This is a genomic window from Cytobacillus sp. FSL R5-0377, from assembly GCF_038004385.1.
Classification (GTDB): domain Bacteria; phylum Bacillota; class Bacilli; order Bacillales; family Cytobacillaceae; genus Cytobacillus.
Window position 1 is genome coordinate 4,049,644 of the sequence record NZ_JBBORA010000001.1, and the last position, 22,094, is coordinate 4,071,737.

Sequence of the window (22,094 nt, forward strand, 5' to 3'; positions counted from 1 at the left end):
AAATATTTATAATAATGAGGTGGAATTGATATGGCAATAAATCTTCAAAAAGGCCAGCGTGTCGACTTAACTAAAGGAAATCCGGGATTATCAAAAATTATGGTAGGATTAGGCTGGGATCCAGTACAAAAAAGCGGGGGCGGCGGTCTCCTTGGATCTTTATTCGGCGGGGGCGGCGGAGCAAATATCGACTGTGATGCTTCTGTTATCATGCTTGGTGAAAATGGGAAACTTAAGAGCAATAAAGATGTCATTTATTTCGGCAACTTAAAAAGCAGTGATGGAAGTGTCCAGCATACTGGGGATAATCTGACAGGTGCGGGAGATGGAGACGACGAGCAGGTGCTGATTGATTTAAGCAGAGTGCCTGCACACATTCACAAAATGGTATTCGTTGTAAACATTTATGACAGCGTTAAAAGAAAACAGCATTTCGGTATGATCCAAAATGCATTCATCAGAGTGGTAAACTCCGGCAACAATCAGGAACTGATTCATTACAATCTGACAGACAACTACAGCGGCAGTACCAGCTTAATAGTTGGAGAGATTTATCGACATGGAAGCGATTGGAAGTTCGCTGCAATAGGCACTGGAACAGCTTCACCAGGCCTGTCAGACGTTGTACGTTCATATTCTTAATAAAGATTAAGCTTGGCAGGGACCCGAACCAACTCGGGTCCTTTTTGAATTTTCATTTAATTTTCCCATCATTTGTTTCCTTCTAAACCTCCCTTCATATGTTATAATTTTAATAGATTATCAGAACGGTTAAAGATTTTTTCTCCATTCAGGCAGTTCCGCAGCTTATAAACTTCAAATAGCTCTATTGCCCGCAAATTATACAACATAGATTAGCAGAAGGGGCTTTTAACATGCGCAAAATGGCACTTACATTAACAATAATGATCGTTTCCCTTGCGCTGCTTGGGAATTCTCAGGCTGCCATGGGCGGCATGAAATTAAAGGATTACCCTCACTCCTCCCAGCTTAAAGAGTTTCTCAGTTTGAAATCTCCCCGCCAGCTTGGTGAGATCTTCATTGTGCCTCTTGAACCTTTTGATGAGAAAGAGGCTGCAGAAATGATTTCCAGGGTGGATCATCTGCCCGCATCCCTGCTCTCCAAAATTGAGGATGAAGATATCAGGGTGAAATTATTCGTCGGAAAACTTACGGATAATCCTACAGCCCAGCATCTCGAAGGGGTAATCCCCCGCGGCTATACGGGGAATACCACCTGGGATGATGTCCCTGGGATTGGCGGGTCAAAAACAGTCCTTGTGAAAATAGGCTTCAGTGAGAGAGGAAAAGGTCATGGATCCGTTAATCTGGAGCTTCATGAACTTGCCCATTCTGTGGATCGTTATGTTTACAATGGCATTCGATTTAATCAGAAGTTTCTTTCTGTATGGAAAGCTGAAAAAGCAAAATTGTTCCCGGGCCAGAATTATCTTCTTTCCTTCCCTGAAGAATATTTTGCTGAGGCTTTTGCCATGTACTTTGCAGAAGGGGAATCAAGGGAGTTATTAAGAGAAAATGCTCCGAAAACCTATGATTTTATAAAAGATTTAAACTGATTTTACCTGTGAAATGAACGGAAATTGTGTACAATAGCAATGAGTATATAAAAAAGGTTGGGTTGAAATGAAACAATATTTGGATCTTTGCAGGCATGTTCTGGAAAATGGCACTAAAAAAGAGGACCGTACAGGCACAGGTACAATAAGTACGTTCGGGTATCAGATGCGCTTTAACTTGCAGGAGGGCTTCCCGCTTGTTACTACTAAGAAATTGCATCTGAAATCTATTATCCACGAGCTCTTATGGTTTTTAAATGGAGATACCAATGTAAAATACCTTCAGGAAAATGGTGTTCGGATATGGAATGAGTGGGCAGACGAAGAAGGGAATCTCGGGCCTGTTTATGGACATCAGTGGAGATCCTGGACTGGTGCTGATGGAAACACAGTTGATCAGATTTCCAGCTTGATTGAACAAATAAAGACAAATCCTGATTCCCGCCGTCTGATTGTAAATGCGTGGAATGTCGGGGAAATTGAAAAGATGGCTTTACCGCCTTGCCACTGCATGTTCCAGTTTTACGCTGCAGATGGAAAGTTATCCTGCCAGCTCTATCAGAGATCTGCAGATGTCTTTCTCGGCGTGCCGTTTAATATTGCTTCCTATGCTTTATTGACTATGATGGTTGCGCAGGTATGCGATCTGGAGCCTGGTGAATTTGTCCATACTTTCGGTGATGTTCATATTTACCAGAATCATCTTGAACAGGTAAACCTTCAGCTGAGCCGTGAGCCCCGAAAGCTTCCAAAAATGAAGATTAATCCTGAGGTGAAAGATATTTTCAGCTTTAAGTTTGATGATTTCCAGCTTGAAGACTATGATCCGCACCCTCATATTAAAGGAGTTGTGAGTGTATGATTTCTTTAATGTGGGCAATGGATGAGAATCGTGTGATCGGCAGGGACAATAAACTTCCCTGGCATTTGCCGGAGGATTTAAAATTTTTCAAGAGAACTACAATGGGGCATCCGATCGCCATGGGACGCAAAACTTGGGATTCAATCGGGAGACCTCTGCCCGGAAGAGAAAATATTGTTATAACCCGGAATACGTCCTTCTCCTGCGAAGGATGCACTGTAGTTAATACAATTGAAGAACTGTTGAAGTACAGCGGTGAGAAGGAAGATGAAATTTTTGTCATTGGCGGTGCAGAGATTTTTAAAGCCATTCTTCCTGCAGCTGATCGTCTATATCTGACTATGATTTATGACCAGTTTCAAGGGGATACCTACTTTCCTGAATTGGATATGTCAGAATGGGAACTCCTTTCAAGGGAGAAGGGTACAAGGGATGAGAAAAATCCGTATGATTTTGAATTCCTTATCTATAAAAGAAAATAACCTTTAAAGCAGTCCGCACTTGCGGGCTGCTTTTTTGACCAATTAAACTGCTGACATATAGTAAGAGGGAAATGATTATTATATTATATAATGTAAACCATCCCAACACACGGAGGTATGTATGCTTCGATTAATAACCTTTTTTCTTTATACGGGAGGATATTTACTTTATAGCCTTCCTGCACTATCACGGATGAGAAACCTGAATTCAACTTACCCTGTTGAGGAACGCGACCGAATCATCCATAATGTGCCACAAAAGTGGTCTAGGACAGTATTGAAAATATCAGGCTCCCAAGTGAAAATTACAGGGCAGGAGTTCATTCCGGAAGGGCCGGTCGTCATTGTTTGCAACCATGAAGGGGATTTTGATATTCCAGCCCTTCTGGCAACTATTAATAAACCTTTTGGTTTTATATCGAAAGTTGAAGTGAGGAAAGCACCCATCATTTCTTCATGGATGAAAGTCATGAACTGTGTCTTTATTGATCGCAGCAATCGCACCAGTGCCATCAATTCTTTAAAGAATGCTGCGATGCTTTTAAAAAAGGGGCATACACTCCTGATTTTTCCGGAAGGAACGAGAAGCAGGGGAGGACAGGTAGCGCCTTTTAAATTAGGCGGATTCAGGCTTGCACAGGATGCAGGTGTTCCAATTGTGCCAATATCCATTAAAGGGACAGCAGATGCCTTTGAAAAGAATGGCAGAGTAATAAAGCCGGCTAAAATAGAAATCAGAGTGTGCAGGCCTGTGAATGCCAAGCTCGTTAAAGAGATGGATGCAAGGTTCCTCGCACAGGAAGTAAGAGCAATAATCTGCAGCAGTCTTTCGGACAGAAAAATCGCTTCATAAGAAGAAGGCCCCGTTTAGTCAGGGCCTTTTTAGCCGGTAAGTTAAAAATTCGGATCCACTAAATAATCTGTGAGCTTCTGAATCATTCCGTGATATTCTCCGGGATCACAAAACTCTTCTGCGGTAAAGTTAGCTTTCACCCACTCTATTAATTCATCTGCACTGTTGAAGTACTCTCCACTCGTATCGCTCTTCCGAATCATATACCTTCCGTTATCTTCATCCACTGTAACCTCCACAGGCAAAGCGCTATCCAGACTGCATAAAGAAAACTCCATTCTTGCACCCCTTTGAGTTATAAAAATAACGTTTGCTTATTATATGTCAGATTGATCCGTTTCTACCCATAAAATAATTGGAAAAATGTAAATTTTATAAAAACCGGATTGAAATCATGATTTGTCATGGTATAATGTACAAATTAATAACTTGTAAAGAAGAGGGTGGCAAAATGGAACAGAAAGTAATGACAAAAAAATGGGTGCAGTTGGAAGATATTTTGATTGCATACCAGCAGCTAAAGGATATTGTTGCCCATACACCTTTACAGAAAAATGAACGCCTGTCAGAGAAGTATGAGTGCAATGTTTATTTAAAAAGAGAAGACCTTCAGCATGTCCGCTCATTTAAATTAAGAGGCGCCTACTATAAAGTGAAATCATTAACTGAAGCGGAGCTTGAAAATGGGGTTGTCTGTGCAAGTGCAGGGAATCATGCACAGGGAGTTGCCTATGCATGCAGACACCTTGGAGTTCAGGGGAAGATCTTCATGCCGGCGACTACACCGAGACAGAAGGTGAGTCAGGTAGAGCTTTTTGGGAGAGATTCAGTGGAGATCATCCTTGTAGGTGACACTTTTGATGATTCCTATCACGAAGCTCATAAGTGTGCAACGGAAGAGGGCAGGGCTTTCATTCATCCATTTGATGATGAAATGGTGATTGCAGGACAGGGAACAGTAGCAGTTGAGATGCTTAACGATTGTGAAGAACAAGTGGATTTTGTTATTGCAAGCATTGGCGGAGGCGGATTGATGGCCGGACTCAGCACTTACATAAAAAGCATCTCGCCGGGAACGCAGATGATTGGAGTTGAACCTGAAGGAGCACCCTCTATGAGCGAAGCCATCAGGGTACAAACAGTGGCACCCCTTGGGGAAATTGATAAGTTTGTAGATGGGGCGGCAGTAAAATGTGTAGGTGAAAAAACCTTTGACATCTGCAATGAGCTTATTGATGATATTTTCATGGTTCCTGAAGGGAAGGTATGCACGACAATCCTTGAACTATATAACGAGCATGCGATTGTGGCAGAGCCTGCCGGAGCCTTGCCGATTGCTGCATTGGATATGTGCAGGGATCAAATTAAGGGAAAGAATGTTGTTTGTGTGATCAGCGGCGGCAATAATGATATAGGACGCATGCAGGAAATTAAAGAACGTTCCCTGCTTTATGAAGGACTGCTTTACCATTTCATAGTGAATTTTCCACAAAGGGCTGGGGCATTAAGAGAGTTCCTTGACGAAGTGCTTGGCCCGACGGACGATATTACACGTTTTGAATATACGAAAAAAAATAATAAAGAAAATGGTCCGGCCCTAGTAGGAATTGAGCTGAAGCATAGGGAGGACTACAGCGACCTTATTGTGAGAATGAATAAAAAGGGATTTTCTTACAAAGAGATAAACAAAGACAGCAACCTTTTTCATCTGCTTGTATAATTCCAGGATGACTGGCAGATCCATATTAAAGATATGTGACTGAAATATGAATTTTTATGATATCTGTGACATTTCCTTTAAAAAGTACTATAATCGTATTAGATTCCAAAGGGAAGTAATTTAAAGGAGATGTGAATATGCTTTCAAATATCGGTGTTCCAGGATTAATTTTAATCCTTGTTTTGGCGTTAATCATATTTGGTCCAAAAAAATTGCCGGAAATTGGCCGGGCTTTTGGTGAAACACTAAGAGAATTTAAAAAATCTACCAGAGACCTGACAAGTGACGTGATGGATGAACTTGAACAGGATACTAAGAAAAAAACGGTTAAATAAGGTGTAAGGATATACTCTTGCACCTTTTTGTTTTGGCTATAAAAAACTGGCTGGGCCAAAGCCCGGCTTTTTATAAAATGACCAGGAGATTTGTATGGAAGAAAAAGAATTAAATTTAGTCGAACATCTGGATGAATTAAGAAAAAGACTCATCATTACGGCATCAGCATTTATCCTTTTTTTTATTGCAGGTTTCGTGTTTGTGGAGGATATATATAAGTGGCTGGTAAGAGACCTGGACGTTAAATTGATCGTTCTGGGCCCAAGTGATATTATCTGGGTTTATTTTATGCTTGCTACAGTTATTGCTGTTGCAGGGACGATACCTGTTTTGGCAATACAGATTTGGCTGTTTGTCAAGCCTGCCCTGACAGCTGCTGAGCGGAAGATTTCTCTTTCTTATGTCCCTGCATTGTTTATTCTGTTTATTACAGGCCTTTGCTTTGGATATTTTGTCATTTTTCCAACCGTATTAAGCTTTCTTGTGGAGCTTGGGGGAGAAATGTTTGAGGCCAATTTTACTGCGGATAAATATTTTCGCTTTGTCATGAATATGACTTTGCCTTTTGGAGTTTTATTTGAGCTCCCTGTCGTCATCATGTTCCTGACTTCGCTTGGGATCCTTAATCCGTATGTCCTTACAAAAATCAGGAAGTATGCTTATTTTGTTCTTGTTGTAATTTCGGTCATTATATCACCACCAGACTTTATGTCTGATATTCTTGTAACCATTCCTTTGCTGCTGCTTTATGAGATAAGCATCAACTTATCAAAAATTGTCTATAAAAGAAAGCTGAAAAAGCAGGAGAGTTCAGGAGAGGCCTCTTCTTAATATTTACCGAGTTGATTGTAGCGGAGGCTGCATTCCTCCCCTCGGAAAGCAAATGCCTGGAGCAGAAATCAACGGGCAGAATACTCAAACAAAAATAACAATCATTTAGAAGAGAACCAAACGAAATAGCATCATAAAAAAATTAATGAGATAGCAGAATCAGACACATTTCGAGCTTTAATTGGGGTATAATATAAACAAACGGGTGAAAAAGAGGATTGATATTTTGCTATTTAAAAGCCTAGAGTTCAAAAATGATGTTGGACAGAAGGTAAAAATTACTGAAATTCCTGTGTTGGCAAAAGATAGCCCTTATTATTTTATGATCCAAGTCCGTTTGAAAACCTTTATTGCGGCCACTAACGCCAATAAAAGGACTTTAAAGAATCATTCCTTTAGGGAATATTTAAAAAGAGTCCTGAAATGGCCGGTCTATGAAGAGATTTTTAAGGCTCCTGAATTGAAAAATAACGCTTAACAACATTGATGCCGGCAGTAAGCCGGTATTTTTTTGTCTGCTTGAGGAGAACCAAGAAACCTTTATATTTATTGCTTTATTTGTATTTTGCTAAAATGTATAATATGAACTAATTGTAAATGCAGGGAAGTGAAGGCATAATGGCTAAGATAAAAATTGTTACTGATTCAACTGCGGATCTATCAGGAGAATTGATTGAAGAATTCGATATTGAAGTTGTTCCTCTATCCATTCACATTGAAGGAGATACATATTTGGATCGGGTAAATATTACTCCGGCTGAATTCATGAAAAAGATGAAAGAATCTGACGAACTGCCAAAAAGCTCACAGCCTCCAGCGGGAGTCTTCGCAGAGGTGTATGACAAATTTGGCGACCAGGGCTATGAAATTCTTTCCATCCATATGACCGGAGGAATGAGCGGAACTGTCCAATCAGCTGAAAGTGCGGCAGCTATGTCACATGCAAATGTTACAGTAGTAGATTCAAGGTATATCTCCAAAGCACTGGCTTTCCAGGTAATAGAGGCAGCAAAAATGGCCAGGGAAGGAAAAGCTGTTCAGGAAATTGTCAACCGCCTGGAAACGGTTCGTGCTAACACTAAATTGTTTGTTGTAGTAGATACTTTGGAAAATCTCGTTAAAGGCGGGAGAATCGGCAAAGGCAAAGCCATGATTGGATCTTTGCTGAATATTAAACCTATTGCATCGCTCGAAGGCGGGGTTTACACACCTGTTGCTAAAGTAAGAAGCCATACTCAGGTTGCCAAGTATCTGGCCAGGCAATTTGCCGGGGATATAAAAGGGAAAACCATTAAGGGGATAGGCCTGGTGCATGCAGAAGGCCTTGAGCTGGCTTCTAAACTGAGAACAATGATCGAAGAGCTGGATATAAGTGCAGAGATTGAAGTAGAAGACACAACTCCAATTATTAGTACACATACAGGACCAGGTGCAATTGGGTTTATGTATCATCTGGAAGATAAATAAAAAGGACGCATAGCTAACCGAGCTATGCGTTTTTTTGCGGAGTTAATTTTTTGGCATCCGCAGCTGGCAATAATTAAATTTAAAACTTCTAGACTAATTGAAAATATTTGCCATTCTCAATTATCCCCGGAATAAAATGAATTATGGGGGTGTAAGTTTGAAGAGAAAAAATGTATTGCTTTTTAGTGACTTTGGAATTGACGATTTTGTTGCAGTTATATTTGCTTTTTTCTCAGAGGATATCAATATCGTAGGGATTGTTGCTGATTATGGGAATGTTTCCAGGGAAGATGCCGTCCGAAATGCAGCTTACCTTAGTGAATTAACCGGAGAAGATCCTCCTATATTCAGCGGAGCCGTATTGCCTTTAACCGGGGATGTTCCGGTGTTTTATCCGGATGTCCACGGGGTAGAAGGGCTGGGGCCGATTATTCCAGCCCTGGAGAATTCCAATGACATGTTTGAAAACTTTGATGAATTTAAGAAACTGATCGAGAAGTTTGAAAATGATATTTTAATAGTAAATGTTGGGAGACTTTCCTCATTGGCAGCAGCATTTATCCTATATCCTTCACTAATGAATAAAGTTAGTGACTTCTATATTATGGGCGGGGCATTCAATGCTCCAGGCAATGTGACACCAGTGGCTGAGGCAAATTTTTATGGCGACCCGTATGCAGCTAATGTAGTGTTTGCCAATGCACCTAAGAAAATTCATGTCTTTCCTTTGGATGTAACGATGTCTGCAATTGTTACTCCTGCACTTATCGACACTCTAGATGCCTATTATCAGAAAGTGCAAAATAAAGTAGGACTAATCCTTAAGCCGATGGTTGACTATTATTACAATTTTTATAAGCAAGCCTACCCCGGCATAAGCGGAAGTCCCTTGCACGATCTCGTTACATTGTGGGCTTTGCTTGATGGGGCTGACGTACAATATCAGGATGTGCCCGTGAAGATCATTACTGCTAAAGGGGAGGCTTTTGGCCAGAGCATCGGAGACTTTAGAAATTTCCTTTCCAAAGACAAGATGAAATACCCGATCCATCGAATAGCTGTGCAATTTAATTATTCAAATTTCATCAGAACATTTTATGAGATTATGACAAATCATAAAACAGCCCCTTCTTAGGACTTTTTATCTGTACGAATTCCCTTTAATAGAATGAGAGTCTCCTTTTCACAAGTTTGTCATATGTACTTCTTTCTTCTTTCATGAATATTTGCTACAATTAGCATCGTAACTAATAAAAGCAGGTGAATTTATGAGAAAAAGAGTCTTTGCTATAATGGTTTCTGCTATTATGCTTATTGTCCTTTCCGCATGCGGGCAGAGCGGCATAAAAGATGCGTTAAATTGGGAACTGGCCGATTTCACGTATACAAATCAGGACAATAAAGAATTTGGTTTGAAGGATCTTAAAGGCAAGGTTTGGGTAGCGGACTTTATTTTTACCAATTGCGAAGATGTATGTATGCCCATGACAGCTAATATGAAAAAGCTTCAGGATTTAGCTGAGAAGAAAGGCATTAAAAATATTGAATTTGTTTCATTCAGTGTGGACCCAAAAGTTGACACACCTGAAGTTTTAAAGGAATTTGCATCTACATACAATGCGGATTTCAGCAATTGGCATTTTCTAACCGGGTATGAACAGGAAGAAATTGAAAAATATGCTATGGAGTACTTTAAAGCCATTGTGAAAAAGCCGCAAACCGGTGATCAGGTTATCCATGGAACAGATTTTTATCTTGTAGACCAGAATGGAAAAGTAATGAAATATTATACTGGCCTTAATGAAATTCCATTAGATGAAATTATTAATGATATTAAAGCATTGCAATAGACCTTGTACGAGGTCTATTTTTCTTTTTCCATGCTGCTGCAGGGAAAATGCTGATTCTTTTTATATTTAAGCTACATGTTATAATATGAATGAGAAAAATGGGCAGGTGATAGTATGATAAAAAAATTCACCTTCATCTTTTTGATTATGCTGCTTCTCGCCTCCTGCAGTTCTGTTAACCATAGTGATTTAATTCATTCTGAAAAAGAAACCCGCCTGGCAGTTAAAAAAGAAATACCTGTGGATTTCTTTCCCCGAAACCTTACTGTTGCCGCAGTAGGGGACTCTTTAACACAGGGGGTTGGAGACAGTACTGAACGTGGAGGTTACGTACCTTATCTTGAAATGTCACTGGAAAAAGACAAAAGTGTTCAAGACGCTGTTTTTTATAATTTCGGTGTTAAAGGCAATCGTTCCGATCAATTATTGAAAAAGCTGGAGACAGATGAAGTAAAAGATGTTGTGAAGAATGCAGACGCGGTGATTATAACCATTGGCGGCAATGACGTTATGAAAGTGGTCCGTGATAATTTTTCAAACCTGAAGCTGAGGGCCTTTGCCAAGGAAAAAAAAATCTATAAACAAAATCTCACTGAGGTTTTAGAGTCAATAAAAGAGGTAAACCCAGATAGTAAAATAATTTTAATAGGATTATATAATCCCTTTTTAAAATGGTTTTCAGAAATAACGGAAATTAATTCCATCCTTGGAGATTGGAATGATACAAGCCAGGATATTCTGAAAAATTATCCAGGGACTTATTTTGTTGAAATAGCTGATATATTTGAAAATACCGATGATAACCTTTTATATACTGACTATTTTCATCCAAATGATAAAGGATATGAATTAATAGCTGGCCGGGTCCATCAAATCCTTACAGAGGAAGTGCTGAAAGATATTCCATATAAAAGGAAAGCCGAAAGAAATGGAGAGAAGCTGATTGAAAGATAGAAAATGGAAAAAGCTATTTATTGGTCTGCTGGCCATTAATGCACTTGTTTTGGCTGCGCTGTTTATTATTATCAGTATGCCGGCAGATGATGAAGACTACACAGCAGTTACCCTGAATAGTGATAATTACGTTCCTTTTAATATAAAAGCAAATAAAGAGGATTTGAATAGAGTCATTAACCACTATCTTGAAAAAGAAGGACTGACAGGAGCAATAGATTACAAGGTCCTTCTAAATGATGAAGTGGATTTATATGGCACAATCCCTTTCTTCAGCCAGGATTTGCAGATGAAACTGTCATTTGAACCTGAGGCTTTGGAGAATGGGGATGTTGTACTCCAGCAAAAGTCTATATCTGTCGGGCAGCTGAATCTTCCTGTTTCACATGTTCTGAAGCTGGTAAAAGACCGCTACAAACTTCCGGAAGGTGTTACCATTCAGCCTAAGAAAGAAAGAATTTATGTGTCACTGCAGGAAATGAAACTGAAGAGTGATGTGAAAGTAAAAGTGGATGAGTTCAATTTAAAGCAGGATGATATTCGTTTTACCCTTCTTGTGCCCGTGAATTGAGAAAAAGGGAACCCTTCACAGCTTTGGAGGGGTTCCTTTTTTGTTTCGGGCCAGCATCAGGCGAACCGTGGAATAGCCGTATTTTAGCCTGCTTTCCGTTACGAGCAGCAGAAGGCACCTGGTTATTTGTACGCATCATTTGAAAAGCCTGATTAAGGCAAAGTAAATATTTTTGGTAATAAGCAATATGCTGTACTGGATCAATGTATTTAAAATACTGTGCCATTGGGTCATACTTTGCCGCTTTTAGTAAGTACCAATGATGGTCTCTCCCAATAGGCATAACTTTCCCTCCTAAACAGCTTAAATAACTTATGCTCATCTCCGGTCGAATGACACATTGAGAATAATAGGGCTTTACTTCTGGTGCAATATTCCATATAATATAAACAAATAAACGAAAGCGGGTGATGTGCTATGACAAGAGAACTTTATGCTAATACGCTCATTGTAAATAATTCAGGCACAGCCCAAATGGAATTCGTTTAATCGAGCGGACCAGTTTGTTTTTTTTCTGCTTATTGAACTTTGCATGATCAAACCATGGGCTGATTGCCTATGGTTTTTTGTATGTAAAAAAAATTTCAAAAAGCATGGAGGAACAAACATTGAAAATTAATAAACTTGGGTTTAATGCCTTTTTTAAAGAAGCTTTTTCAGCGTATGAAAATAAAGAATATCAGATAGGCCGGGTGGCATTAGAGCATAAAAGAATGTATCGTGTATGGACAGATAACGGAGAAATCCTCTGTGAAGTATCAGGGAAATTTTCTTTCGATGCCTCTTCAAGGGAGGATTATCCTGCTGTAGGTGATTGGGTTGTCATCAAAGAAAGAGCAAATGAACAGCGGGGGACAATTCATGCTGTCCTTCCTAGAAAAAGCAAGTTTTCAAGAAAGACAGCAGGGTTGAATACGGAAGAGCAAATTGTAGCTGCAAATGTAGACACTATTTTCCTGGTTAATTCTCTTAATGAGGATCTAAACTTAAGGAGAATAGAACGTTATTTGCTTTTAACATGGGAAAGCGGGGCAGCTCCTGTCATTGTTCTTACCAAAGCTGACCTATGTGAGAATCTGGAGGAAAAGCTTGCGGAAGTGGCCACCGTTGCCATGGGTGTTCCTGTGATCACAGTCAGTGTGATGGAAGAGAAGGGAATAGACCTGCTTAAACCGTTTTTAGAGCCTGGAAGAACAATCGCATTGCTAGGCTCTTCAGGTGTTGGGAAGTCCACACTGACAAATTACCTTCTTGGCGAGGAAAAGCAAAAGGTACAGGATATCCGAATTAGTGATGACAAAGGAAAGCATACAACTACTCACAGGGAACTCATCCTTCTTCCAGATGGTGCTATTCTAATTGATACTCCAGGAATGAGAGAGCTTCAGCTGTGGGAAAGCGAAAGCGGACTTTCAGAAAGCTTTACAGACATTGAACAAGCGGCAGAAAATTGCAGATTCAGGGACTGTACACATGAAAATGAGCCGGGATGTGCCGTGCGCAGGCAAATAGAAGAAGGCGGCATATCAGGGGCACGTCTTAACAGCTATAAGAAGCTTCTTAAGGAACTCGCCTATCTGGATAGAAAGCAGGATAAACGCGCACAATCAGAAGAACGTAAACGCTGGAAAAAAATAAGTGCTGGAGCACGGAGTAAAAGAATTTAAAGATTCAGAAACCTCTTCTGTGAAGGGGTTTCTTTTGCATATAATGAATCTTTTCATTAATCTTATGTATATAGCTTTAAATCATCTTTTTAAGGGAAAAAGTAAAGAATAGAAAAGAATAGAAAAGTGCCGGAAAGAGGTGGAGCAGAGTGACAGAAAAACAATACGAAAAGGCAACCTTTGCAGGAGGCTGCTTTTGGTGCATGGTAAAGCCTTTCGATGAACAGCCTGGAATAAAAGAAGTACTATCCGGATATACCGGAGGGCATGTAGAGAATCCGACTTACCAGCAAGTCTGTTCGGAATCGACTGGCCATTATGAAGCGGTTCAAATTACATTTGACCCTGTGGTCTTCCCATATGAGAAGCTGCTTGATTTGTATTGGCAGCAGATTGACCCAACAGATGAAGGCGGGCAGTTCTATGATCGCGGCCAATCCTATCAGACTGCGATTTTCTATCACAATGAGAAACAAAAGCAGTTGGCAGAAGAATCAAAACAAAAGCTCGAAGAAACCGGTCCATTTAAAAAACCGATAGTTACGAGGATATTGCCTGCTTCAGACTTTTATCCCGCGGAAGATTATCATCAGCATTATTACAAAAAAAACCCGGAAAGATACGATGCCTATCAAACCGGCTCTGGAAGAAAGGCATTTATTAAGAACCATTGGGGTGAAAAATAATGGCGAAAAATAGAGAAGATTTAAAGCAGAAACTTAATCCCATGCAATATGAAGTAACTCAGAATAATGGCACAGAGCCGCCTTTCCGCAATGAATATTGGAATGAATTTAAAGACGGCATTTATGTCGATGTCGTTTCCGGCAAGCCACTCTTCAGCTCAAAAGACAAATATGACGCAGGGTGCGGATGGCCAAGCTTTACTAAACCCATTCAGGATGAAGAAGTTGTGGAAAAAGAAGACCGCAGTCACTTTATGGTCAGAACGGAAGTGAGAAGCAAATCAGCCGATTCCCATCTTGGTCATGTATTTGATGATGGTCCGGGTCCCGAGGGACTCCGATATTGCATCAATTCTGCTGCACTCAGGTTTATTCCTAAGGAAAAACTCGAGGAAGAAGGCTATAAAAAATATCTGAAGCTATTTAATAACGAAAACTAAGAATTGGAAGGTGCTCCTATGTTTAAGAAATTATTTGGCAAAAAGGAAACAGTAAAATCAATTGAGGTTAAGGCTGCTTTAACGGGTACAGCAGTTAATCTGGAAGAGGTGCCTGATCCAGTATTTGCAGAAAGAATGATGGGGGATGGAATTGCAATTGAACCTTCAGAAGGGGTGGTTGTTTCCCCGGTAAATGGAGAAGTAGTTCAAGTGTTCCCTACCAAGCATGCAATTGGCATTCGTGCTGAGAATGGTGCCGAGATTTTGATCCATATTGGCCTTGAAACGGTCTCCATGAAAGGAGAAGGATTCGAGACCCATATTTCCGAGGGTTCAAAGGTCAGTGAAGGTGATAAGCTTGTCACATTTGATTTAGAGCTGGTTAAAGAAAAAGCAAAGAGCACAGTAACGCCAATGATAATCACCAATGGTGACCAGGTCGCTTCTCTTGAGACAAATGCATCAGGAGCCGTAACAAGAGGTACATCTGCAGTAATGACAGTTACTGCAAAATAATGAGAAAAAGCCGCTTATTATTTAGCGGCTTTTTTCGTGTCATTCATTACGATTGGCGTTAACAGCTCAGATGTTTTTTTCTTTACTGGTCTGCTCTGGTTAGGATGGAGGAAATTTGAATAACGGCATCGTCAGTGCTGTTATTCAGTGATTTTTCGTTTGTTACAATAAATTTCACTAAATGCTGTCCGTCTTCGAGATCACTGGCAATATATTGATATCTTTCTTTAGTCAGCGGCCACCAGGAGGATAAGGATGTAATATACACATCATCTATGAAAACATCCATCATCCCGCCTTTTTCGCTTCGAATCATATCAACCCCAAGGAAAGGGCCAGTAAATTGATATTCAAGACTGTCACCCGCCTTGCGGCTTTCCCAAATGCCGTCTTTGTGAATAAATGATCCGTAAATATCTGTGACATGTGGGATGGATGCTATTTCGATGTCCGTATTTTCATGTATCGGAGCAGAAAGCTCTGCAATTTCTGCATGACTGCCGGCTAACTCGCTTATTTTCTTTATCAAAGTATCTGCATATATTTTATAGCCGTCATCATTTGGATGGACCAGATCCTTTGTCAGTTCCTCTGCAGGTAATCCCGATTGTTCAAAAGGCTTTCTCATATCAATATTTTTTGCGCCATAATGGTTGGAAATATGAGAAATCGCCTGAGCGAACGCATTATTATCAAGCGGGTTTTCTGTAATAGTTATGATCTCAGTATCAGGGTAGAGCTGTTTCGTTTTCCGGATAAGCCCTTCATAGAAATATGAAAATTGCTTATCATCCATATATTTGCGGTCATTCTCCCCGAATACGATAAAAGTTAAATCAATTTCCCCTAAATGTTCGGATTGCTGCAGCTTGTATAAACCCTCGAAGGCAGTGGCACCACTTTGGACGATGGAATGTCTTTTGGCTTTAATCCCGAAATCACTATGAAGATGTTTCTCAAGCCTTGTAAACCATGCTGATGATTTGGATGTCGCACCTGACCCTCTGCCGATGCTATCCCCGATTATCAGGTAATTGATATTCTCTTTTGACGAAAGCTTTTGATACACGTTAGTGGGGTTTGCCCCTTCAACTTTAGACAGGCTATCAAACAAATGATACAAACCATATATAAAAGTGATGATAAAAAAATATATGCCAATCTTTCTTTTCTTCATTGGTTTGAATCCTCCGCTTCTTTTCTGATTCCCATATAATTATCGTACCCTAATAATGGCTAAGGGGGAAGGTTTTAAAATGGAGTTGGAGCGTTTTTTTATAAAAATAGGCATATGCACATGCGGGTCAAGTTCACCATACATACATTATATTGAAAATGCCCAAGAAATCTTGTTGAGGAGTGATTATTTATGTATAAAGGTGCAGTTGCTGGTGCCGGCTACGACCAATGTTATCCTGGATATGGCTATCCTGTTGCTGGTGCTCAAAGTGGGGGATATGGCGGATTTGCCCTGATCGTCGTATTGTTCATTCTATTAATTATTATCGGAGCATGCTGCTGCGGAAATTGGTAAAATAAATGGAACTTGTGAAGGCTGCTCGTAATGAGCAGCCTTTGTTTTTGGGGCAGAGTGTATTTCGCGAATTTTACATAAATTATTCTAAAGACGAACATTATGTAAATTTATATATTTAATAGTTCGTAAAAATATTGACCTCCACTTCTGTATTTGATATAGTTACCTTTGGTTGATGAAATTAACGAATAATGCGTCTGGAGGAAAAGGACGATGAATACAAATTATGATGTTATTGTTGTCGGTGCTGGGCCGGCTGGAATTTTTACTTGTTATGAATTAACATTGAAGATGCCTGAAGCAAGAATTTTATTAATTGATAAAGGCCATGATATTTATAAAAGAAATTGTCCGATTTTACAGAAAAAGATAGCTAAGTGCCCGCCGGCAGCAGGAAGAAAAGAATTTGCCGGCTGCTTGCCTGCTTGCTCCATCACGAACGGATTTGGCGGAGCAGGGGCTTATTCAGATGGAAAATTCAATATTACTAGTGAGTTTGGCGGCTGGATGACCGATTATCTTCCTGACTCACAAGTTGTAGAATTAATAAAATATGTAGACGAAATTAATTTGAAGCACGGTGCTACTGAAAGCATTACAGATCCAATGACTGATGAAGTGAGGGATATTGAGCGCCGCGGATATGCAGCAGGACTAAAATTGCTTCGTGCGCAGGTTAGACATTTGGGTACCGAGCAGAATCTTGAAATCCTGAAGAGCATATATGAGTATTTGCAAGAAAAAATTGATATGTCCTATAAGACAGAGGTTGAAGATCTCATTACTGAAAAAACCTCCGAAGGCCATCGCATTATGGGTGTTAAGCTTAAGTCCGGAAATGAAATTCATGCTGATAAGGTGGTTGTAGCACCAGGCAGAGATGGATCAGTCTGGCTGGCAAACCTCCTCAAATCACGCCGCCTGAAAATCATCAATAATCAGGTCGATATTGGTGTGCGGGTTGAAACTTCTGATATTGTCATGGAAGAGATCAATAAACACCTTTACGAAGGAAAGTTCACATTTAATACATCTGTCGGTACAAGAGTGCGGACATTCTGCAGCAATCCTTCCGGCCATGTTGTAGTAGAAAACCACTCAGGAATCATGCTTGCGAATGGCCATGCTTACAAAGACCCTAAGCTTGGAAGCACTAATACTAATTTTGCGCTGCTTGTATCCCATACATTCTCTGAACCGTTTGATAAGCCAAATGAATATGCGCATGAAATTTCCAGGCTTGCCAACAGCCTTTCAAGCGGCGGAATCATCGTTCAAAAGTATGGAGATATATTAAAAGGCAGAAGATCTACTGAGAAGAGGATTAAGGAAGGCTTTCTTGAGCCAACGTTAAAGGAAGCGGTCCCTGGCGATCTGGGACTTGTTCTTCCGTATAATACAATGAAAAGCCTGATTGAAATGACTGAGGCTTTAAACCATGTATCTCCAGGCCTTGCATCAGAACATACTTTATTCTATGGGGTGGAGGCGAAATTCTACTCTGCACGTCCGAAATTGAATGACCGTTTCGAAACGGAAATCAGCGGACTTTATGTTGGCGGGGATGGTGCCGGCATTACCAGAGGACTTGCACAGGCAGGTGCCTGCGGTGTCTGGATTGCAAGGGATATTATCGAAAAGGCAAGTAATGCACCAAGAAGAGAACCTGCATTAGTATAAGAGCAGAAGGCCTAGCTGAAAAGCTGGCCTTTTTTTAATATGCTTTTCAATACATACAAACAGTTAGCTCCAAACAATCGTCCATCTGATAAAATGTAAAACAATCTACAAGTCTGAAAGCGAAAGAGGAGAGGACACGATGCTTGCAGAGCGATTGAAGCCCGGTGATGAGATCCGGGTTATTGCACCATCCAGAAGTATGGCCATTATAAAAGGCGAACAATTGCGAAATGCCCAGGAGAGCTGAATCAGCTTGGGTTCACAGTGACATACGGCAAAAACGCACAAGAGCATGATGAGTTCTTCAGTACGTCTATTGAAGAAAGAATTGAAGAGCTGCATGATGCTTTCACTGATCCTAATGTAAAGGGGATTTTGACCGTGATCGGCGGCTATAACGCCAACCAGCTTTTGAATTACATAGACTTTGGGTTAATAAAAAGCAATCCAAAAGTATTTTGCGGATTTAGTGATATCACAGCACTGCAGGGGGCTATTTATAAAAAAACGGGATTGATCACATATTCAGGGCCTCATTTTTCAAGCTTCGGTGTGAAGCATGGGTTTGAGTTCACTTTGGAGTCTTTTATTCATGCAGTCACAAATGAAGCACCATATGAAATTACTGCATCAACGCATTGGAGTGATGATCCATGGTATCTCGACCAGGAAGACAGGCATTTCATCAGAAATAATGGGTATATCGCAATCCAGGAAGGGGATTCAGAAGGCAGATTAATCGGAGGGAATTTATGTACGCTTAACCTGCTGCAAGGGACAGAGTTCATGCCATCTTTAAAGGATTCAATATTATTTATTGAAGATGATGAGGAATCACATGCTCTTACCTTCGATCGGGATCTCCAATCTCTTCTGCATCAGCCTGATGCCCGTGATATTAAAGGAATTCTCATTGGAAGGTTTCAGAAAAATTCTCAAGTGACAGAAGAAGCACTGAAGAAAATTATTGAATCCAAAAAAGAGCTGCAAGGCATTCCTGTAATAGCAAATGTGAACATCGGCCATGTACAGCCTTACGCTACTATTCCAATTGGAGGTAAAGCAGTTATAAAAGCACAGGGTTCTGAAAGTGAAATTTGGATTGAACAGAAATAGGAAAAAATTTTGAGCAGCCGCTAGTGTGCGGCTGCTTTTTTTCAGCGAAAAATAGATTACTCTGTAAAATTCTTTTATGAAAGATTTCTAAAGTGACTTCATACAATTTACTATATTGCCAAATGGTAGAGATATTTGGATTGCAGAATTGAAGATTTGCTGTGAAAGCTCATGAAGCCATCGGCGGATATAGATTAGCCGCAGGCAAATTTCGCAATTACAGGTGGAGGGAGCAAGCTGATGAACCAGTCGAACTTAATTAAGCCGATGCTTGATGCACAGTACCCGATCATTGATTATGGAAGAGGCGTCTATTTATATGATACGTACGGAAAGGAATACCTGGATGCATCATCAGGCGCGATAACAGCTAATATTGGCCATGGTGTGGAGGAAATTATTGAGGCAATGCATGAACAGGCCAAAAAAGTTTCCTTTGTTTATCGATCGCAATTTACAAGCGAAAGTGCTGAAAAGCTTGCTAAAAAAATAGCGGAGGCTGCGATTGGAGATTTGAATTGGAGCTTTTTTGTGAACAGCGGGTCTGAGGCCACTGAAACGGCTATGAAAATAGCTATTCAGTATTGGCAGGAAAAAGGCATTATGACAAAAACAAAGGTGCTCTCGAGGTGGATGAGCTATCACGGCATTACACTGGGAGCTTTATCAATGTCAGGACATACGGGCAGAAGGGCTCGCTTTATACCATTGCTGGAGGATTTCCCAGTCATTCATCCGCCATATTGCTATAGGTGCCCCTACAATCTGGAAGCGCCTGAATGCGGTTATCTGTGTGCCCATGAACTTGAAACCATCATTAAACGGATAGGGCAAGAGAACATTGCTGCGTTTATCGCAGAGCCGGTCATTGGGGCTGCAGGGGGTGCAATAACACCTCCAAAGGATTATTACCGGATCATTAAAGAAATTTGTGATCGGTATGGCATATTATTTATTGCTGATGAGGTTATGACTGGATTTGGCAGAACAGGCACAATGCTTGCCTGTGAGCATTGGAATGTAAAGCCTGATATTGTCGCCCTTGGTAAAGGAATGGGAGCCGGGTATGCTCCCATTGCAGCTGCTCTTGTAAGTGATGAAGTTATGGAGCCCATATTGGCAGGTTCAAAAAGCATAATGAGCGGTCATACTTTGAGTGCCAATCCGCAGTCATGTGCAGTTTCCCTGGCAGTGCTTGAATATATTGAAAAAAATAATATTATCCCGGAAGTTGAAAGCAAAGGAGTGTATTTAAGAAATAAGTTGACTAAGCTGCAATCCAAATTTCCCTTTATTGGTGATGTAAGGGGAAAAGGGCTCATGGCAGGGCTTGAATTTGTTATGGATCCCGTGACAAAACAGCCTTTTACAAAGAACTTTGGTCTGACTCAGAGGTTGATAAAGGAAGCACAGGAACAGGGTCTGCTTATTTACCCTGCAGGTGCAGGCACAAATGGGATAGATGGGGATGCCGTACTGATCGCACCCCCGCTGACTATAACTAAAAGGGAAATCGACGATCTGATAAAGCGATTTGATAAGACTTTGCAGATTTTCTCAGAAAATCATTTGATTTCTGGTGAGGAAGAGGCTGAAAACAATGGAGAACACATTTAATAAAATCATTGAACTTGATGACGCAATGAAGCATTTTCGGGACGGAATGGTTATTATGTTTGGCGGCTTTGGCGGTATTGGAACCCCTCCTTCCCTTATTGACGGCATTTTGGATAAAGAATTCAAAGATCTAACGCTCATTGGCAATGATTCAGGCTTTCCCCATATTGGGATCGGGAAGGTGGTCAGCCAGGGAAGGGCAAAAAAAATGATTGCTTCTCATATTGGCTCAAATCCCGTTGCCGGCCAGCTAATGACAGATGGAAAGATGGAAGTGGAATTTTCACCGCAGGGGATATTGGCAGAAAGAATACGTGCCGGCGGAGTGGGCATACCTGCTATCCTTTCCGATATTGGCTTGGATAATGACATTGTTGCCGGCAATAAACAAACGTGCAGTCTTGGCGGTAAAAAGTATCTTGTCGAGCCGGCTCTTACTGCAGAGATATCGATTGTCTTTGCTAAAAAAGCTGATCCTTACGGGAACTTGATATATGACAAAAGTGCCAGAAATACAAATCCGCTTGTTGCCATGGCTGGTGATATGACAATTGCGGAAGTGGAGGAAATTGTCCCGCTTGGCAGTCTGGACCCTGATGAAATTATAACACCCGGTGTATTCGTCGATTATATTGTACCTTCGAAAGGAGTGAATTGGAAATGGGCCTGGGAGTAGAAAGCAGAAATCGTATAGCCAAACGTGCCGCAGAGGAAATAAAAAACGGGATGATTGTCAATCTCGGCATTGGCATTCCTTCGCTTGTTCCCAATCATTTGCCTGAAGGGACAAATGTAATGTTTCATGCGGAAAATGGCATTACAGGAATGGGGCCAAGTCCGGAGAAAGGGAAGGAAGATGAAAACCTCTGTAATGCAGGAGGTTTTCCAGTTTCCGTTGTAAAAGGTGCTTCGTATTGCGACAGCACGGTTGCTTTCGGGATGATACGCAGAGGAAGGGTTGATTTGACGATTCTGGGCTCTCTGGAGGTTAGCGGAAAAGGGGATCTGGCCAATTGGATTGTGCCGGGAAAAAAAGTCCCTGGCATGGGAGGTGCCATGGAGCTTGCCCAAAAGGCAAAAAAAGTCATTGTTCTTATGAACCAGACTGACAAATACGGAAACTCAAAAATTGTGGAAGAGTGCACCCTGCCTCTTACATCTGCCCGGTGTGTGGACATGATTATTACAGAGATGGCTGTCTTTCAAATATCAGCTCATGGACTCACATTGGCTGACTTGTTTGCGCCGCATTCTATAGATGAGGTAAGGGAAAAAACCGGATGCAGCTTTGCAATTGCTGAGAATGTGAGAGTGATTAATTGATAGATTTAT

At 40.7% G+C, this 22,094-nt stretch carries 26 protein-coding genes and 1 pseudogene; 24 read left to right on the forward strand and 3 right to left on the reverse strand.

Features of this window, described 5'->3' with window-relative positions; genetic code table 11:
* Positions 1-30: 30 nt before the first annotated feature.
* The 5 genes from NSQ49_RS20630 (at position 31) to NSQ49_RS20650 (ending at position 3,774) form a co-directional block, all read left to right on the forward strand.
* A complete protein-coding gene (locus NSQ49_RS20630; RefSeq protein ID WP_159864056.1) occupies positions 31-642 on the forward strand; it encodes a TerD family protein in 612 nt (203 codons plus the stop codon).
* Between the two features lie 233 nt (positions 643-875).
* The gene (locus NSQ49_RS20635) at positions 876-1,577 is read left to right on the forward strand and encodes an anthrax toxin lethal factor-related metalloendopeptidase (RefSeq protein WP_159864053.1); all 702 of its coding nucleotides are present in this window, start codon (positions 876-878) and stop codon (positions 1,575-1,577) included.
* A gap of 67 nt (positions 1,578-1,644) precedes the next feature.
* Positions 1,645-2,439 carry a thymidylate synthase gene (locus NSQ49_RS20640; protein ID WP_159864050.1) on the forward strand — a complete coding sequence of 265 codons (795 nt, stop codon included), beginning with the start codon at positions 1,645-1,647 and terminating at the stop codon, positions 2,437-2,439.
* Positions 2,436-2,921, forward strand: a complete 486-nt coding sequence (locus NSQ49_RS20645; protein WP_159864048.1) for a dihydrofolate reductase — start codon at positions 2,436-2,438, stop codon at positions 2,919-2,921. The genes NSQ49_RS20640 and NSQ49_RS20645 overlap by 4 nt, the downstream gene beginning before the upstream one ends.
* A gap of 121 nt (positions 2,922-3,042) precedes the next feature.
* A complete protein-coding gene (locus NSQ49_RS20650; protein ID WP_159864045.1) occupies positions 3,043-3,774 on the forward strand; it encodes a lysophospholipid acyltransferase family protein in 732 nt (243 codons plus the stop codon).
* 41 nt (positions 3,775-3,815) lie between these two features.
* Here the strand turns inward: NSQ49_RS20650 and NSQ49_RS20655 are convergent, their stop codons facing one another.
* Positions 3,816-4,052, reverse strand: coding sequence for a hypothetical protein (locus NSQ49_RS20655; protein WP_159864042.1), 237 nt, complete (start codon positions 4,050-4,052; stop codon positions 3,816-3,818).
* 173 nt (positions 4,053-4,225) lie between these two features.
* On the opposite strand from NSQ49_RS20655, the gene ilvA reads away from it, so the two are divergent.
* The 9 genes from ilvA to NSQ49_RS20700 all read left to right on the forward strand — a co-directional run bounded on the left by ilvA (position 4,226) and on the right by NSQ49_RS20700 (position 11,503).
* Positions 4,226-5,494: a threonine ammonia-lyase IlvA gene (gene ilvA / locus NSQ49_RS20660; protein ID WP_159864039.1), complete on the forward strand. Its 1,269-nt coding sequence runs from the start codon at positions 4,226-4,228 to the stop codon at positions 5,492-5,494.
* Between the two features lie 137 nt (positions 5,495-5,631).
* The gene (locus NSQ49_RS20665; RefSeq protein WP_035331398.1) at positions 5,632-5,829 is read left to right on the forward strand and encodes a twin-arginine translocase TatA/TatE family subunit; all 198 of its coding nucleotides are present in this window, start codon (positions 5,632-5,634) and stop codon (positions 5,827-5,829) included.
* Between the two features lie 94 nt (positions 5,830-5,923).
* Positions 5,924-6,661: a twin-arginine translocase subunit TatC gene (tatC, locus tag NSQ49_RS20670; protein WP_159864036.1), complete on the forward strand. Its 738-nt coding sequence runs from the start codon at positions 5,924-5,926 to the stop codon at positions 6,659-6,661.
* 226 nt (positions 6,662-6,887) lie between these two features.
* Entirely contained in the window at positions 6,888-7,139 is a 252-nt protein-coding gene (locus tag NSQ49_RS20675) for a DUF2535 family protein (RefSeq protein WP_159864033.1), read from the forward strand.
* A 140-nt stretch (positions 7,140-7,279) separates the two neighbouring features.
* A complete protein-coding gene (locus tag NSQ49_RS20680; RefSeq protein ID WP_159864030.1) occupies positions 7,280-8,128 on the forward strand; it encodes a DegV family protein in 849 nt (282 codons plus the stop codon).
* A gap of 157 nt (positions 8,129-8,285) precedes the next feature.
* Positions 8,286-9,263 (forward strand): nucleoside hydrolase, encoded by a 978-nt coding sequence (locus NSQ49_RS20685; RefSeq protein WP_159864027.1) that lies wholly within the window; start codon positions 8,286-8,288, stop codon positions 9,261-9,263.
* Between the two features lie 133 nt (positions 9,264-9,396).
* Positions 9,397-9,978, forward strand: a complete 582-nt coding sequence (locus tag NSQ49_RS20690) for an SCO family protein (protein ID WP_159864024.1) — start codon at positions 9,397-9,399, stop codon at positions 9,976-9,978.
* A gap of 114 nt (positions 9,979-10,092) precedes the next feature.
* A complete protein-coding gene (locus tag NSQ49_RS20695; RefSeq protein ID WP_159864021.1) occupies positions 10,093-10,932 on the forward strand; it encodes an SGNH/GDSL hydrolase family protein in 840 nt (279 codons plus the stop codon).
* Complete coding sequence (locus tag NSQ49_RS20700) at positions 10,922-11,503, forward strand: YpmS family protein (RefSeq protein ID WP_159864018.1); 582 nt, start codon at positions 10,922-10,924, stop codon at positions 11,501-11,503. Before NSQ49_RS20695 ends, NSQ49_RS20700 begins: the two co-directional genes overlap by 11 nt.
* Here the strand turns inward: NSQ49_RS20700 and NSQ49_RS20705 are convergent.
* Entirely contained in the window at positions 11,478-11,786 is a 309-nt protein-coding gene (locus NSQ49_RS20705) for a hypothetical protein (protein WP_159864015.1), read from the reverse strand. The genes NSQ49_RS20700 and NSQ49_RS20705 overlap by 26 nt on opposite strands.
* Before the next feature lie 325 nt (positions 11,787-12,111).
* On the opposite strand from NSQ49_RS20705, the gene rsgA reads away from it, so the two are divergent.
* From rsgA to NSQ49_RS20725, 4 genes are all read left to right on the forward strand, one after another.
* Positions 12,112-13,170 (forward strand): ribosome small subunit-dependent GTPase A, encoded by a 1,059-nt coding sequence (gene rsgA / locus NSQ49_RS20710; RefSeq protein WP_159864012.1) that lies wholly within the window; start codon positions 12,112-12,114, stop codon positions 13,168-13,170.
* Positions 13,171-13,319: 149 nt separating this feature from the next.
* Entirely contained in the window at positions 13,320-13,856 is a 537-nt protein-coding gene (msrA, locus tag NSQ49_RS20715; protein ID WP_159864010.1) for a peptide-methionine (S)-S-oxide reductase MsrA, read from the forward strand.
* On the forward strand, positions 13,856-14,296 hold the full coding sequence (msrB, locus tag NSQ49_RS20720) for a peptide-methionine (R)-S-oxide reductase MsrB (RefSeq protein WP_159864007.1): 441 nt from the start codon (positions 13,856-13,858) through the stop codon (positions 14,294-14,296). Before msrA ends, msrB begins: the two co-directional genes overlap by 1 nt.
* 18 nt (positions 14,297-14,314) lie before the next feature.
* Positions 14,315-14,812: a PTS sugar transporter subunit IIA gene (locus NSQ49_RS20725; protein ID WP_159864004.1), complete on the forward strand. Its 498-nt coding sequence runs from the start codon at positions 14,315-14,317 to the stop codon at positions 14,810-14,812.
* A gap of 82 nt (positions 14,813-14,894) precedes the next feature.
* Here the strand turns inward: NSQ49_RS20725 and NSQ49_RS20730 are convergent, their stop codons facing one another.
* Entirely contained in the window at positions 14,895-15,989 is a 1,095-nt protein-coding gene (locus tag NSQ49_RS20730; RefSeq protein ID WP_159864001.1) for an SGNH/GDSL hydrolase family protein, read from the reverse strand.
* 192 nt (positions 15,990-16,181) lie between these two features.
* On the opposite strand from NSQ49_RS20730, the gene NSQ49_RS20735 reads away from it, so the two are divergent.
* The 6 genes and pseudogenes from NSQ49_RS20735 (at position 16,182) to NSQ49_RS20760 (ending at position 22,085) form a co-directional block, all read left to right on the forward strand.
* Positions 16,182-16,346 (forward strand): YjcZ family sporulation protein, encoded by a 165-nt coding sequence (locus tag NSQ49_RS20735; RefSeq protein WP_159863998.1) that lies wholly within the window; start codon positions 16,182-16,184, stop codon positions 16,344-16,346.
* A gap of 216 nt (positions 16,347-16,562) precedes the next feature.
* On the forward strand, positions 16,563-18,029 hold the full coding sequence (locus tag NSQ49_RS20740; protein WP_159863995.1) for an NAD(P)/FAD-dependent oxidoreductase: 1,467 nt from the start codon (positions 16,563-16,565) through the stop codon (positions 18,027-18,029).
* Positions 18,030-18,168: 139 nt separating this feature from the next.
* A pseudogene (locus NSQ49_RS20745) lies at positions 18,169-19,145 on the forward strand (S66 family peptidase).
* Between the two features lie 240 nt (positions 19,146-19,385).
* Complete coding sequence (locus NSQ49_RS20750; protein ID WP_159863992.1) at positions 19,386-20,762, forward strand: aspartate aminotransferase family protein; 1,377 nt, start codon at positions 19,386-19,388, stop codon at positions 20,760-20,762.
* Complete coding sequence (locus tag NSQ49_RS20755; RefSeq protein WP_159863989.1) at positions 20,746-21,438, forward strand: CoA transferase subunit A; 693 nt, start codon at positions 20,746-20,748, stop codon at positions 21,436-21,438. Before NSQ49_RS20750 ends, NSQ49_RS20755 begins: the two co-directional genes overlap by 17 nt.
* Positions 21,423-22,085 (forward strand): 3-oxoacid CoA-transferase subunit B, encoded by a 663-nt coding sequence (locus NSQ49_RS20760; protein ID WP_159863986.1) that lies wholly within the window; start codon positions 21,423-21,425, stop codon positions 22,083-22,085. The genes NSQ49_RS20755 and NSQ49_RS20760 overlap by 16 nt, the downstream gene beginning before the upstream one ends.
* The last annotated feature ends 9 nt before the right edge of the window (positions 22,086-22,094 follow it).